Origin of the sequence: Paenibacillus planticolens (assembly GCF_013141725.1) — a bacterium.
GTDB lineage: Bacteria > Bacillota > Bacilli > Paenibacillales > NBRC-103111 > Paenibacillus_E > Paenibacillus_E planticolens.
Genome location: NZ_WHNZ01000061.1, coordinates 290,696 through 303,560, shown reverse-complemented (window position 1 = coordinate 303,560; position 12,865 = coordinate 290,696). Strand labels below are relative to the sequence as shown.

At 43.8% G+C, this 12,865-nt stretch carries 17 protein-coding genes and 1 tRNA gene; 11 read left to right on the top strand and 7 right to left on the bottom strand.

The window, feature by feature from the left end; translation table 11 throughout:
• Positions 1 to 1,194: 1,194 nt before the first annotated feature.
• A tRNA-Val gene (locus tag GC097_RS25845) sits at positions 1,195 to 1,267 on the bottom strand.
• A 365-nt stretch (positions 1,268 to 1,632) separates the two neighbouring features.
• Here GC097_RS25845 and GC097_RS25840 point away from each other — a divergent pair.
• Positions 1,633 to 1,827, top strand: coding sequence for a hypothetical protein (locus GC097_RS25840; RefSeq protein ID WP_029196081.1), 195 nt, complete (start codon positions 1,633 to 1,635; stop codon positions 1,825 to 1,827).
• A 64-nt stretch (positions 1,828 to 1,891) separates the two neighbouring features.
• Here the strand turns inward: GC097_RS25840 and GC097_RS25835 are convergent, their stop codons facing one another.
• The 3 genes from GC097_RS25835 to GC097_RS25825 all read right to left on the bottom strand — a co-directional run bounded on the left by GC097_RS25835 (position 1,892) and on the right by GC097_RS25825 (position 2,897).
• Positions 1,892 to 2,185, bottom strand: coding sequence for a hypothetical protein (locus GC097_RS25835; RefSeq protein ID WP_171686151.1), 294 nt, complete (start codon positions 2,183 to 2,185; stop codon positions 1,892 to 1,894).
• A gap of 197 nt (positions 2,186 to 2,382) precedes the next feature.
• Complete coding sequence (locus GC097_RS25830; protein WP_167063890.1) at positions 2,383 to 2,592, bottom strand: alpha/beta-type small acid-soluble spore protein; 210 nt, start codon at positions 2,590 to 2,592, stop codon at positions 2,383 to 2,385.
• 143 nt (positions 2,593 to 2,735) lie between these two features.
• Positions 2,736 to 2,897: a hypothetical protein gene (locus GC097_RS25825; RefSeq protein ID WP_171686150.1), complete on the bottom strand. Its 162-nt coding sequence runs from the start codon at positions 2,895 to 2,897 to the stop codon at positions 2,736 to 2,738.
• Positions 2,898 to 3,167: 270 nt separating this feature from the next.
• Here GC097_RS25825 and GC097_RS25820 point away from each other — a divergent pair, with 270 nt between their 5' ends.
• From GC097_RS25820 to GC097_RS25790, 7 genes are all read left to right on the top strand, one after another.
• Positions 3,168 to 3,494, top strand: coding sequence for a hypothetical protein (locus tag GC097_RS25820; RefSeq protein WP_171686149.1), 327 nt, complete (start codon positions 3,168 to 3,170; stop codon positions 3,492 to 3,494).
• Between the two features lie 180 nt (positions 3,495 to 3,674).
• A complete protein-coding gene (locus tag GC097_RS25815; RefSeq protein ID WP_171686148.1) occupies positions 3,675 to 4,223 on the top strand; it encodes a superoxide dismutase family protein in 549 nt (182 codons plus the stop codon).
• A 21-nt stretch (positions 4,224 to 4,244) separates the two neighbouring features.
• Positions 4,245 to 4,877, top strand: a complete 633-nt coding sequence (locus tag GC097_RS25810) for a hypothetical protein (RefSeq protein ID WP_171686147.1) — start codon at positions 4,245 to 4,247, stop codon at positions 4,875 to 4,877.
• A gap of 218 nt (positions 4,878 to 5,095) precedes the next feature.
• Positions 5,096 to 5,788: a glycosyltransferase family 2 protein gene (locus GC097_RS25805; protein WP_216625904.1), complete on the top strand. Its 693-nt coding sequence runs from the start codon at positions 5,096 to 5,098 to the stop codon at positions 5,786 to 5,788.
• Between the two features lie 6 nt (positions 5,789 to 5,794).
• Positions 5,795 to 6,139 (top strand): DUF2304 domain-containing protein, encoded by a 345-nt coding sequence (locus GC097_RS25800; RefSeq protein WP_171686145.1) that lies wholly within the window; start codon positions 5,795 to 5,797, stop codon positions 6,137 to 6,139.
• Complete coding sequence (locus GC097_RS25795; RefSeq protein WP_171686144.1) at positions 6,136 to 6,492, top strand: EamA family transporter; 357 nt, start codon at positions 6,136 to 6,138, stop codon at positions 6,490 to 6,492. Before GC097_RS25800 ends, GC097_RS25795 begins: the two co-directional genes overlap by 4 nt.
• Positions 6,493 to 6,526: 34 nt before the next feature.
• Positions 6,527 to 7,738, top strand: coding sequence for an ArnT family glycosyltransferase (locus GC097_RS25790; RefSeq protein WP_171686143.1), 1,212 nt, complete (start codon positions 6,527 to 6,529; stop codon positions 7,736 to 7,738).
• On the opposite strand, the gene GC097_RS25785 is transcribed toward GC097_RS25790, so the two are convergent.
• Positions 7,707 to 8,138, bottom strand: a complete 432-nt coding sequence (locus tag GC097_RS25785; protein WP_171686142.1) for a CBS domain-containing protein — start codon at positions 8,136 to 8,138, stop codon at positions 7,707 to 7,709. The genes GC097_RS25790 and GC097_RS25785 overlap by 32 nt on opposite strands.
• A 125-nt stretch (positions 8,139 to 8,263) precedes the next feature.
• Here GC097_RS25785 and GC097_RS25780 point away from each other — a divergent pair, with 125 nt between their 5' ends.
• Together GC097_RS25780 and GC097_RS25775 are read left to right on the top strand one after the other, a co-directional pair.
• Positions 8,264 to 8,725 (top strand): divergent PAP2 family protein, encoded by a 462-nt coding sequence (locus GC097_RS25780; protein ID WP_171686141.1) that lies wholly within the window; start codon positions 8,264 to 8,266, stop codon positions 8,723 to 8,725.
• Between the two features lie 74 nt (positions 8,726 to 8,799).
• On the top strand, positions 8,800 to 9,237 hold the full coding sequence (locus GC097_RS25775) for a GNAT family N-acetyltransferase (RefSeq protein ID WP_171686140.1): 438 nt from the start codon (positions 8,800 to 8,802) through the stop codon (positions 9,235 to 9,237).
• Between the two features lie 18 nt (positions 9,238 to 9,255).
• Here GC097_RS25775 and GC097_RS25770 read toward each other — a convergent pair whose 3' ends face one another.
• Entirely contained in the window at positions 9,256 to 10,842 is a 1,587-nt protein-coding gene (locus GC097_RS25770) for an ATP-binding protein (RefSeq protein WP_171686139.1), read from the bottom strand.
• Between the two features lie 167 nt (positions 10,843 to 11,009).
• Positions 11,010 to 11,762, bottom strand: a complete 753-nt coding sequence (locus tag GC097_RS25765) for an MBL fold metallo-hydrolase (protein ID WP_171686138.1) — start codon at positions 11,760 to 11,762, stop codon at positions 11,010 to 11,012.
• A gap of 146 nt (positions 11,763 to 11,908) precedes the next feature.
• Between GC097_RS25765 and GC097_RS25760 the strand changes: the two genes are divergently transcribed.
• Positions 11,909 to 12,802 carry an alpha/beta hydrolase gene (locus GC097_RS25760; RefSeq protein ID WP_171686137.1) on the top strand — a complete coding sequence of 298 codons (894 nt, stop codon included), beginning with the start codon at positions 11,909 to 11,911 and terminating at the stop codon, positions 12,800 to 12,802.
• The last annotated feature ends 63 nt before the right edge of the window (positions 12,803 to 12,865 follow it).

Sequence of the window (12,865 nt, the reverse complement as noted above, 5' to 3'; positions counted from 1 at the left end):
TGCTGAGGCTTAGAGATAGGGAGCGAGAGTGTTATGTCTTGGCTCATGGTGAGTGCTGAATTGTATATGACGCGGGCTCAGAAGAAATATCGGATGATGTGCAGAAGAGTCTATTCCTTGTGGGATAGTTTTTTTATTTCCAAAAGAAGGAAAATAGTAAAATGTGTCGAAAAATGTATTCAAGAACTGACATTGAGGGAAACAACTATTTTATGATTCAAAATATAAATAGATAGGATGATATCAAATGTTTGAAACGGTTGTTGTAAAGAAAAAAGTAAAAAAGCAATAGTCACTCTAATTTTAGGAATTGTATCTTTGTTCTTACCATTCTTTTCTAACGTAGTTGCACTTATTGCTTTAATTTTAGGTGGAAGTACTTATAAAGAAATCAATACTTCACATACACTTACAAGCAAAAAATTAATTGTCATCGGAATGATATGCGCAGGCGTAACCTTAGGCATAAACCTTATTTCTAAAGTATTTAAACTGGGCTAAGACCGGGTATGTACCAACAAATAGTTGAAATTAAATACTTACCTTCAGGAACATTTATGGATGGATTTTGAGGTTGTTAAATACATTTTTAAAATGACGATAAACAATTTTCAAGATGGTCGGATCGAGATCATTCGGTTGGGGATCTGAATAAGATGTTGATTGAGATTGATCTGGAACTGCAGCAGGATGAATTTTAGAAGACTTTTAATTATTGTGGGTAACAAATAACTGAGAGGACTGATTTAATGAGTTCATTTGTTATTATTGTCGCTATATTCGTTATTTTTTGTTTAATGGGTATGTTAAGCAAAGACAAGAGTAGAAGAAGTAATTCTAGCCATAGTCATAATCACAGCACTAATCACTTTATTAATAATTCTTCAGATCATGATATCAACCGCCAGCACCATAATCATCATAACAACCATAATCATATTCATCATGACCATCATCATCATAACCACCATCACAATCACCATGACAATCACCATGGCAATGATTCTTCTAGCGGAGGAGGAAGTGACAGTGGAGGTGGGAGTGACAGCGGAGGCAGTAGTAGCAGCGATTAATTTGTGAGAGTCTAATTGACTCTCTTTTTTTAATTTCTTTCCAACTTATATATGCTTTTCAGATACTGTATCAATAGAAAAAACCCGCAGAGCACAAGGCTTTGCGGGTTTCGGTTACATATGACCTGTAGTGGGCTCGAACCACTGACCCCTACCCTGTCAAGATAGTGCTCTCCCAGCTGAGCTAACAAGTCGTTTTGTGAAGACAATTAGTAATATACCAAGAATTCTTAAGATTGTCAACACATACATAACTGTATATGTTAGTGACGCCATAGGCGGAAAAACTTCATGAAAAGTTGGTAAGATTTACGCTTCTTTTTGGACCTTGGAATATAGGATAGGTCAGTCGCTGAAGCGGATAAAACCACAGCATTTGGTTTACCGAGCAGGATGGAAAGCTCATCATTTGTTAAGCCTTGGGATGTCATAAGAGTTGTCAACCTTTCTGGACGATCATGTCATTAATATATCAAAAAATAAACGAGTAGGATATAGGACTTTCATATTAGCGTGATTTATGGTAACTTGGTGTCATTAGAGTTTGGGAGGAACAGGAATGACGAAGCAGCAGCATCGATGGAATTTGCGTTTGAAGAGCAGCAATGTGTATCTAGGTACGGTATATTTAGGTGACCCGCTGCCCGAAGTGGAAGATGTAATTATGATTGGCGAAAAGAAGTATACCATTCTTGAGCTAGGAAGTAACCGTGATGCAAGTGATGTATTTGTTGAAGAAGTGAAAAAGAAATAACGCATAGCCAAAAGCGCTGTCTAGACGGATATTTCCGCTAAGCAGCGCTTTTATTTTGTGTGGACTATGCGATGTTGTAGAGGGAAGCCAGACAATCGACGAACATTTTGTTATACTCCTCGCGGGAATAGTCTTTGTTGCAGGCAATGTCTCTTCCGAGGAATTGGAACCAGGTGATTTCGGTTTGATTTTTTTTGTAGATGAATTTGCCGTGCTGGATAAGGAATGTATCGTTCTCAAAGTAAGGCACGTTGTCAAACTGAAGCGTTGTTTCACCTTTTTGTTCGCTGACTAATGTTGCCAAGAGAATGAGCATGCGGTACGGATCTCGGAATATTTCATATTGCTGTTCAGTCATGATTACCACTCCTTTTGGTATAAGGGATAAGGTCATCATACTAAAGTGCTAATGCGAATAAAATATGTAGGCCAAAACTGGTGAGGATATCGAAGAAATAAAGGACGATTTTGAAGAAAAAAAGAAAAAGACTGAAGGCCACTCTAAGGAGGATCGAGTGAAATCAGTCTTTTTGAGCTTGCACCTACATCAAAGGATTAACGTTTGAAGCTGGAAAGTTGCTGCTCAGCGATTTGTACCAAACGCTTCGTGATGTTTCCGCCGATAGCGCCGGCATCACGTGTTGCCAAATTACCATTGTAGCCAGTAGGGGAGAGAGGGACACCAATTTCCTGAGCGACTTCAAACTTCAGTTGATCCAATGCTGCTTTTGCTTGTTGTACGACTAAAGTGTTGTTTCTAGCCATTCAAATCATCTCCTTTTTTATGGTACGCCCATATTATTTGAATGTTCAGAAAATTTATACACAAAAAAATAAAAAAATCCATAAAATTAATAACCCCCCAACCGGTTGGCTGGGGGGAAGATTTATTTTAAAATAAAGATTAATTATTCCTCTTCGGATTCCACGCTTTCTTCAGCCGCCGCAGCCTCTTGGCTAGCTTCAGCTACTTCCTCAGCCGCCTCTTCGTTCACTGCTTCTACTTCTTCAGCGGACTCTTCGGCGATTTCTTCTTCATTTTGGGATACTACTTCTTCCTCTTGGCTCATATATTGTCACCTCCTCTGATACTTATAGTAACATTCTATCTGCTTCTATCAGGGTATTCAAGAGGAAGTTAAGCGTTTTCAATAGATTTAATGTAACCTTAATTGATTTGTCAAAGGCTGTTGAAAGAGCTTAGCAATATTGGTCGTTTTATGCGTAGATATGGCTTATTTTCGCCGGATTTTCGCGATAAGCATGTTTTATTTTTCTATGAATATACATGAAGCGAAGCAGCAAAAGTTTATGATCTGCTATTATTAGGAGGAGTCCGAATGAACCGGTCGGATGTTATTTTGGAACTGCAGTTAGTACCCGAATTGCTCAAACAAGCAGAAGCTATTTATGTGGATGCGGTGTCGGAGCTGAGTTGGGCCAAACATCAACTTTTGGCGAAGGAATGCGAGGTAATTGGCGACGGATTGGTCACAGGGAAAAATGAGCAGCAGCGTCAGGCCGAAATCTGGCCATATACGAAGGATTTGCAGGAGCAAGTGCTGCGGATGGAGGATGCCGTCGAGCATACCAAAGTAGAGTTTCATTTTTACAAGCGAAAACTTGAGAATCTCCAAATCATAGCGAAATTGATGACCATTTTGTAAATAGGATGATCATCATCCAAAGTCTGCAATCGGAAGATTGCGGGCTTTTTGTTATTTCTGTTTTGTTATTTCTGAATGCCTTATGAAAATTTATTCTTGGGATACGGTTACAGCAGAAGTCAGTTGCGCATCCTAAGGTTAGATTATGTAAAACGCTAAGTTTCGGGAGGATAATACGTAATGAAATCACTGAAAACTGTTGTAACTGTAAGTTTGGGACTGCTCGTACTGACAGGATGTCAAACCGTCAAAAGCTCAGCGATTGCTGAAACCGCCTCAACACCGCCCATGCAAGTTACATTAATTGGTACGAATGGGCAACCTACGGGGACTGCACAATTAACGGCTGTTCAGGAGGGGGTACGGATCGATCTTCAAGTTAGCGGGCTGAAGCCGGGTCTTCATGGGTTTCATATTCACGAAAAATCAGCTTGCGAGGCGCCGACCTTTGACTCGGCAGGCGCACACTTTAATCCGATGCATAAACAGCATGGATTTCTCAATCCTAAAGGCTTTCATGCCGGGGACCTTCCTAATCTTGTCGTAGATGAACAAGGGAATGGTCGTTTGAGCACTGTCACCCAATCTGTTGTGCTGCTTCCTGACAAGCCGAATTCGTTGTTAAAGCCGGGAGGAACCTCTCTGGTTATTCATGAGAAAGAAGATGATCTGAAGACGGATCCATCCGGTAATTCTGGTAAACGAATCGCCTGCGGTTCCGTGAAATAATGGAAGGAGAATCTTGACATCATGATCAAAACACAAGATCTCAAGCTGCAAATGGATGAACTCACAAAGCAAAATGATTTGGTGCTTATCGAGCTCGAACAAGTGAAGAAAATGTTGTTAGGCGGCTCCCAAAACTCTCAAGGATCTCAAGGATCTCAAGGATCTCAAGGATCCCAAGGCTCTCAAGGATCACAGGGGGGACAAGGAGGCCAAAATCAGCAGCAGCAAGCTTCTGACTCCGGTCAACAACAACAAGCTCAGGGACAAGATCAAGGGCAAAGCCAGAGTCAAGCTCAAGGTCGGGGTCAGGGTCAGGGTCAAAATGAAGGTCAAGGTCAAAACAGTCAAGGTCAAAACAGTCAAAACGGTCAAAACCAAGGTCAAAATCAAAGTCAAGGCCAAGGCCAGCAGGCATGTCAAAATGGCGCCAACGGCCAACAAGTTTCGGACTTAGCCAATGAACTGCTGAAAATTAAGGATATGGTTGAAAAGCTTGAACAGAAGACGTCCCAATATGTCAGCAGCCAATCCAATAATGGCACATTATCGGAGAAAGATGCCGTGAATCTGATCTTGACGTTAATGAATGGGATGGTCGATTGGGCTAGCGAATTTGTCTCCTCTAAGGCATCGTCAAACGGGCAGCTGCAATAACCGTATATCCCAAAATAGAAGTAAAAAAGAGCTGCTAATTGCAGCTCTTTTATCTTTTTTGCCGAAAATGAAAGCTTCCCGTCCAAGTCGATCATTTCTTGAACTGATCCTCCACACTCTTCCGAATCTGGTTTATTTGGGGAACGATGAGGGTATGCTTGGAAATAGACTAGCTAAACGGTCGAACTCCACATAGGGAAGGAGCAAGTTCATTGAAGATGCTTGCCATCGTTCCGGCGTACAACGAAGAAAAAAGTATAGCGCATGTCGTGGCTGCCATTAAATGCGCACAGCCTGACATGGATATTGTGATCGTCAATGACGGGTCAAAGGATCGTACCTCACAGGTTGCCCGTTTGACGCAGCTGGCAACGGTGATCGATTTGCCAGTCAACCTTGGTATAGGAGGCGCTATGCAAACAGGCTATCTATATGCAGCAAGGCATGGGTATGAGATTGCCGTACAAATCGATGCAGACGGCCAACATGATCCGCAGGCTTTGTCCCATATCTTGGAGCCGCTGGCCGCAGGGCAGGCAGACTGCTGCATTGGCTCGCGATTTTTAATGAAAACAAGTTATCGATCTGCTTGGAATCGAAGAGCAGGAATTTTATTTTTCACATGGATGATCGGATGGATGACCGGTAAAACCTTCACAGACCCGACCTCCGGATTCCGTGCGGTGAACCGGCAGATCATTGAATTCTTTGCGGGTGAATATCCAGAGGACTATCCGGAAGTAGAAGCTATCGTGCTGTTGGAAAAACAACGCTTCAGAGTCAAAGAAGTCTCGGTTGTCATGCATGCGAGACAGGCAGGGCGTTCGTCCATCACGCCGGTGAAATCGCTTTACTACATGATTAAAGTGTCGTTAGCCATCTGTATTACAAGAATCCGTAATGTGAGTTGATATCAGATGAATGTCTATTTATTGGCCATTTCCTTTTGTTTAGTGTTTATTTTCATTTCTGTAGAGCTGATCCGCAGGCAAAAGCTGCAGGAACAATACGCCATACTCTGGCTGCTCCTTGGCTTTATCATGGCCTTGTTCAGTTTGTTCCCGAGCTTGCTGGATCAATTATCAACCAAGCTGCATATCCATTATGCGCCTTCCTTATTGTTTCTGGTGGGGTTGTTATTTTCACTAGCGTTTATTATGCATTTGACGCTGGTCATTTCAAAACTCCACCGCAAATTAACCCGACTTGTTCAAGAGGTAGCTTTGCTGCAAGAGCAATTGCGTCGAGGAGGTCCCCAATGATGCTGCTGCAGGCTCCTCTTTTCGTTGTTCTCCTCAATGTTATTTTACTGGTCTGCGGTCAAATCATATGGAAAATAGCACTTAATCGAATGCCATTAACCGGGATGCATAATTTAGTGGCTGTTCTCATGCAGCCCTATATTTTGGCAGGTTGTTTATTGTACGCAGCCGCAACGTTGATATGGTTTTATGCGCTTAGCAAATATGACCTTAGCCGGGTATATCCGCTGCAGTCCATAGCCTATGTTTTTGGAGCGTTGTTCGGATGGTTGGTGTTTAAGGAATCGTTTTCGTCCTCGCAATGGGTAGGACTGCTCTTTTTGGTAGGAGGGGCTTATCTGTTGGCCAAATAGGAAGTGAACATGAAGATGGAAAGGAAGTAGGGATATGAAACGCGGTATCTGGATTGCCCTGTTATTCATCATGGCAGCGGGCTTATATTTACGCCTTCATTATGTGATGGAAGCGGAGTATCCCCCTTTGGAGTGGGATCAGCTTGAATATACGAAGACAGCGATTCAGTTATTGGACAAAGGATTTTATGCTTACCGCGACACTGTGCCCAATTCGCTGGTTACTCCTGGTTTTCCACTGTTTTTGGCGGGAGTCTTTAAGCTTGTAGGTCATGAATCGCTGGAATCCGCCTTAATGGTTGTACGAATCTTCAACTGTTTTATTGCGCTGGGAGCTATCGTTTTCCTTTTTCTGATTGGCTCAAGACTGTTTCATCCGTTAACGGGTCTAATCGCAAGCGGGTTCGCTGCGGTTTACCCATCCTATGTGTGGTCAACCTCGTTGATCCTGACGGAAGTGCCATTTTTGACTGCGTTCACAGGCTTGTTGTATGTACAGGTACGCATCAATCAAGATAACAAGCGGAGGGATCATCTATGGATGGGACTGCTGCTGGGCCTCTGCGTTTTGATCCGTCCGAATGTGCTTCCGCTTGGAATCCTCCCTTATCTATTTCTTTGGGGAAAATCCAAAAAAATCGACGCCGCCTATGCCGGCCTCGCCGCTCTTTCTTTTGCTTGTGTGATGATGCCGTGGTGGATTCGAAATTGGGTGACGTTCCATCAACTGATTTTCATCGCCAAAGGGGAAGCGGGCAATCCGTTCCTGGGCGGAACGGACCCGTACTTCCAAAATTCCATTGACTGGGACCACATCGACATGGAACATCAGTTCGCAGAAGGCGTGAAACGAATCAAGGAGGGATTGCGCACAGACCCGGTATTATGGATAAAATGGATGACGGTCGGAAAATTGCATGTATTTTTCAAAACGATGTGGGTAGGTCCGTACCCGTTTTCCGTGCCTGCCTGGTACATGACGATGCTTACGCATCTTCACACCTTTTTAATCGCCGCGGGCAGCTTTGTTATGGTTGCCTTCAGCTATCGCAGTCAGGCAATTCAATATATCGCGGCCGCTTTTCTTTTGTTCCTGGGCATTCATATGCTCTTCATTCCGGTAGATCGCTATGTGTACGCTATGCTTCCATTTCTTATGTTGACTAGTGCACATTTGATTGCGCAAGTGCTCAATCTGATCCGTTATGCCGTGACTACCTCTCTCCAGCAGCGGAGGGGGATTTAAAAACAACTTGCTTCGCACAGTATTCAATGATTTCGCTTCTTCGAACAATACCGATGAATTTATCGGAATCATCTACAATCGGTACGAAGTTTTGCACCTTTGCTAAATCGATGAGATCGACCATGTCGGCATGAATATGAACCGGTTTATTCTGTACGCGCCGTGGAACCTCGGATAACAGATGACGGTGGGCATTCTCAAACGTGATTCCGTCCGAATTTTTCATAAACCATAATAAGTCGCCTTCTGTAACGGTCCCTACATAACGACCGTCGTCAGATAGAATCGGTACGGCTGTATAACGATGGTATTCCATGCGCTCAAGTGTCTGGCGAAGCGTCGTCTGCAATGTTGTTGTAATAACCTCTGATTTGGGTAATAGGAAAAATGCGATATTCATCATTCAACACTCCTTAGAGTTTTGGGTAGGAAGCAGTTGTAGGAAATAAACCAACAACCTTATTGTATCAAAATTTACGAATAGAATCTAAACCTGTGATGGATGCTACAAGTGAGGTGAATGCAATGAATCGAGCTCTGGCAACCGCAATGATAGGAATAGGAACTGCGCAAGCGATAAAAATTCCTCTGGCTTATATGACATCTAAAAAGTGGGATTGGTCACAATTGCTTCAAACCGGTGGAATGCCAAGTTCGCACTCCGCAGGCGTATCTGCCCTTGCTGCCTATATCGCTATGAAAAGAGGGATTTCAGCAATCGATTTTGCCGTAACTTCTGTTTTCGGGGCTGTCGTCATGTATGATGCGATGGGAATTCGCCGTGCAGCTGGAGAAATTGCGGTAGAAGTGAATGACCTGGATGAGCAGGTGGAGCGTTTGGCTAAACAGCAGCCGGGTTTGTACCATGCCCGTAGACGCAAAGCGTTGAAGGAAAGACTGGGGCATTTACCGCGGGAAGTTTTGGGAGGAGCGTTGCTGGGAGTAGCCATCGGCGCTTTCAGCTATATGCTGGAGAAAAAGAAGTAGGATGGAAGCGTGTGGACAACTTTTCTTGAATGCGATAAGATCAAGGAATGTTCATAGAAAGGGAGAAAGTCCACATGGAAATCATTCGTGTTACTACACAAGATCAACTGCAGGCTTGTTTTAAGGTTCGTTTTAAAGTATTCGTGGATGAGCAGCAGGTACCTGAACATTTGGAAATGGATGAGAAGGATGAATCGCCACAAGCTTGCCATCATTTTTTGATTGAAGACGAAGGAAAACCTGTCGCTGCAGCGCGTTGGTATGAATACCAGCCCCAAACTGCCAAAATGCAGCGTGTAGCTGTGTTGAAAGAATATAGAGGCCAATCCCTTGGCAAGCAAATTATTCTGGCTATGGAGCAGCAAGCCCGCGAAGAGAACTGCACGTCTTCCATTCTGGATGCGCAGTGTCAAGCGGAAGGCTTTTACAATCAATTGGGATATTCGGTCATCTCCACAGAACCATTTTATGATGCTGGCATTTTGCATGTAAGAATGAAAAAGCCGCTGTAAGTACAGCGGCTTTTTTTGCTATGATTGTTTGCCGGCCAAAGGGAAGGTAATAATAAATCTTGTTCCTGTACCGAGCTCGCTCTCAACCTCCAGCGTTCCTTGGTGATCCTGCACGATTTTGTAGCAAATCGATAAGCCAAGTCCTGTGCCGGATTCTTTTGTCGTAAAGAACGGATGAAAGATTTTTTCCAACTGATCACCTGGAATACCGGGACCGTTATCGGCGATGATGACCGTCACTTGTTTCGCATCGCACATTAATTGCATATGGATAACACCGTTCTCTTGCATAGCCTCGCAAGCATTTTTCACGATGTTCAGCAGCAATTGAATCATTTTATCCTGGTCCATCAGTACGAGGGCGGCATCCATGGATTCTTTATAATGAATTTGATGACCGAAACGGGTTGCTTCCGACTCCATCAGCGCGATGACCTTGAGCATGCACTCATGTAGGGAATGAACGCGAAAATCGATACTGTGCGGTTTGGAGAATTGGAGAAATTCTGCCGTTAAATCACTCATCCGGTCAATCTCCTCCATAATCAGGCCGTACCAATTTTCAATATTGTAACCGTTTGCTTTTGAAATTTGCATAAAACCTTTGATTGTTGTCAGAGGGTTGCGTATTTCGTGAGCCATTCCGGAAGCCAACTCGCCGATGACTCTAAGCTTATCGGACCGCAGCATATGTTCTTCTCGTTTTAGCCAAGATTCACGTTTCTTTGTAAATAAGTTATGCTCGGCCAATAAGATGAGTTCATCTTTTGTCAAGCCGTCAAGAGGGTAGGAAGCGATCCCATAAGTGATCTGTATGCCTGTCAGCTTAGGGAGCTCAGAATCCAGCTTCTGCGTCAACGATTGGGTCGACGAAGGGTCGGTAACTAACGGCATCACGATTGCGAATTCATCCCCGCCATACCTTGCGATAAACAATGCATCCTTAAACAATATTTTCAGGAGCTCCGCCAGCTGTTTCAAAATAAAATTTCCAGCCTGAAATCCGCGTGTTGTATTCATTGCCTTCAAATCGGTGCAATCAATTAAGATCAGCACCAAGCTCTGTTTTTGCCGAATAAGCTGGTCAAGCCTGCGATGGGATTCATCATAGTTGTAAAGCCCCGTGAGCGAATCCTGCTGTGAATATATATAGCGTTCTTTATTCAATCGATCTGCCTGTTTGAAGGTGTCATAAGTCACTCTAGTAAGCAGGGCGACCGTTGTGAAATGCAGGAAGCATTCAACGACATAGATCCAAAGCAAGTCATAAAAACCTTTTATAAGATAGACATTGCTTAAAAAAATAACCCCGTAGGATGCGGCGAGAATATACGATTTTTTGCGATTTTCTTCTGTATAAATATCATAGAATAGCGTTAGTATGTAAAGAGGGAGCAGGAGGCTTAAGTGACCGAAGAAATGCATGAGACCAATGATCAGTAGGCGAAGCCAAGGCAGTGCGGCGTGTTTCGACGGAATCCGCAAGCTTATTATGAATAGTATGACGAGCAGGATTTGCAAGGGAATGTTAAGCGAGGTTTGCAGAACGGTCGTATATAGCAAATAAACAAACGCATAGGCAAAAAGAAACCAATTGATAGCCATTGTATCATCTCCTGCAAGTAACGATGTCCATAATCTACATTCATGACTTGTTCTCTGTCTGTTATCCAAATCCTGCTAAGCGGCGAAAAGAATAGGAAATAAACACGGATAAGCGCGAAAAAAGAACCTATCTGGAGTGTGAATCCCTCAGGTTCTTAAGATGATCATTATTCTGGAAATTCTATGACTTGGTGCTGGTGGACAAATTTCATGCTGCCGGTTTTACCGATGAATTCACCCATATTGTCAGCATAATGCATGAGATACATTCGCTGCTGAATATGCTCAGGTAATGTAAGCAATTCGCCCAGCGTTGCATGGATGAAGCCTTGGCCGCTTAATTGACAATCGTGAAAGATCGTATGACAGTTTCTTTTATCAACGACTTCGTGAATAAGCAAATCCTTATTGAAGCGGATATCCGCACTATAGAAGATGCGGTCGTTGATAAACAGCGAGTAGTTGGGTTTGCGGGGAATATGAAGGGTGGGTATGAATTCAACGGAGAGACCCGGACCGATTTCAAAAGGCTCTCGCTCCTCCATCACGTTGACATCAAAATAATCCTCGAGGGAATAGTAACCTTCTTCCGGATTATACATGCCGCCTCTCAGGGTGTTTTCCCACAGTATGTCGGCAATCGCTTTCGTAAGGAAAAGCTTTGTTTTCTTCTGATTGCTTTCATATAATAATCGAAAAGCGATTTCTTCCAGGCCGCCGACATGATCGGCGTGAATATGTGAAATGACAATACCATCGATTTGGTCTGGCTTCATGTGGATGTCGTAAAGTGATTTTGGCGTCGTTAGCCCGCAGTCGATGAGGATGTTCATCCCATTTGAACGGATTAATGCGCTTGTATTATAAAATGTTTTGGCAAAAGCACTGCCGGTTCCCAACATTTGAATTTGCAAACTCATTCAGCTGCCCCCATTTTTCGACAAAAACCATCTTTTTCTAATGTAGCATGGGTGGTTGCCCGATTTCAACCTTTATATGCTTGCCTGGAAAGCCTATAGCCCGATGTTTAACTAATTTCTTTATCCTGAAGGTGATGATAATTGCGATGATTTGGATCATAATTGGAACGCTGATTGTGCTGGTCGGTTTGATTTTAGTAGGTATAGCTACCTATGTAGGTTGGCAGTTAACCCATCCGAAACGCAAGATCGTCGATGAGTCTCCGGAGCAATACGGCTTGCTGAAGCAGGATATTACATTCACCAGCCTGTCGGATGATGTTGCGCTGGAGGGATGGTTTTTTCAATCGTCTTCGGCGGGTGTTGGCGAGCTTGCCGTGACGGTGATTATGTCCCATGGATATGCCGGAACCCGGTTGGAGAAGGGACTTCCGGCACTAGCGTTAGCCAAGTCAATCGTAGATGAGGGCTATCATGTGCTCATGTTTGATTTCCGCAATTCCGGCAATTCGCAAGGCAATTTGACAACCGTCGGCTATTTGGAGAAGCAGGATATCCTTGGAGCCATCCGTTGGGTGCAGGAGCATGCGCCGAGTAAAATTTGCTTATTTGGCTTTTCGATGGGGGGCAGCACATCGCTCTTGGCAGCAGCCGAAGAGTCCTCCGTTTCGGGAGTTATTACTGACAGTGCTTTCAGCCAGCTGAGCCCTTATTTAAGAGATAACCTGCCGGTATGGTCCAAATTGCCGCGGTTTCCGTTCACTCCCTTGATTCTGGGCATTTTGCCACGGTTGATCGGGGTTAATCCGAAGCAAGTGGATGCGCTTGCCGCAGTCGATCGTATTTATCCCAGACCGATACTATTTATACATAGCCGGGACGATAGCGCGATCCCTTGGTCCAATAGCGAAGGGATGTGGAGCCGTCATCCGGACGCTTTTGAGCTGTGGGTTACCCAAAAAGCGGGGCATGTCGGTTCCTACCAAATGCAGCCGGAGGCGTACATCCAACGCGTTCTAGCTTTTTTATCAAAATTATAAAATCATCGCAACTCTTCTGTACCTTCGGAGTATAAAGATGCAGACATAAAGATTACTAACGAG